Genomic DNA, 755 nt, shown 5'->3' with positions numbered 1-755 from the left:
AGCCTGGGGGACGTGTCGACGATCACCGACACGGCCGTGTCGGGATGCCTCGCCTGGATCCGTTCCGCGAGCCCACCGAACCACGCCGGTTCGACAGCGCTCGTCAGGCCGAGCCTCAAACTCTGCGGCATGCCCTCATGCGCCAGGCTGGCCTCGGCTTCACGGAGCAATCTCCCGACGCTTCGCGCGTAGGGCAGCAGCTTGCGGCCAGCCTCGGTGAGGCTCACACCCTGGGTACCGCGGTCGAACAGGCGTGCACCCAGCCGCTCCTCGAGTTCACGGATCGCACGGCTCAACGGTGGTTGGGACACATGCAGCGTCTCGGCGGCCTGCCGGAAGCTCGACGTGTCGGCCACGGCCAGGAAGAGTGCAAGAGAGCGGGAATCCAAGCGTGATGACATACCGAAAAGGTATCACCAACTTGGTCATTCCCCATGCCGAGGCCTGCGCCTACAGTGGCTTGCATCGCACATTCAGGAGCCGCTCATGACCGTCAGACATCCCATCGCCGCAGGCAGCCTCGCTGCAATCTGCCCCACCGCACGATGAGCGCCGACCGCTACGAACGCGGCGCCGCGATGCTGGCTGCCGTCGACGGCCCCGCGGGCCTGGAGGCTGTGGAGGGGCTGGCGAAATCCTTTCCCGATTTCGCGCGCTACATCGTCGAGTTCCCGTTCGGTGACATCTATGCGCGCAAGGGGCTGGGCCTGCGCGAACGCGAACTCGCCACGGTCGCGGCGCTGTGTGCCCTCGGT

The 755-nt window shown here is 66.6% G+C and carries 2 protein-coding genes; one reads left to right on the top strand and one right to left on the bottom strand.

Annotated features, from left to right (window positions below; translation table 11 throughout):
• Positions 1 to 356, bottom strand: a 356-nt coding sequence (locus AC1D12_RS34575) for a LysR family transcriptional regulator (protein WP_477845564.1), incomplete at its 3' end; no start/stop codon positions are given.
• Between the two features lie 189 nt (positions 357 to 545).
• Here AC1D12_RS34575 and AC1D12_RS34570 point away from each other — a divergent pair.
• Positions 546 to 755: carboxymuconolactone decarboxylase family protein (locus AC1D12_RS34570; RefSeq protein ID WP_477845563.1), on the top strand; the 210-nt coding region annotated here is incomplete at its 3' end.

The organism is Rhizobacter sp. P1_G5 (assembly GCF_056405435.1).
This window is presented reverse-complemented; position numbering and strand designations above follow the sequence as displayed.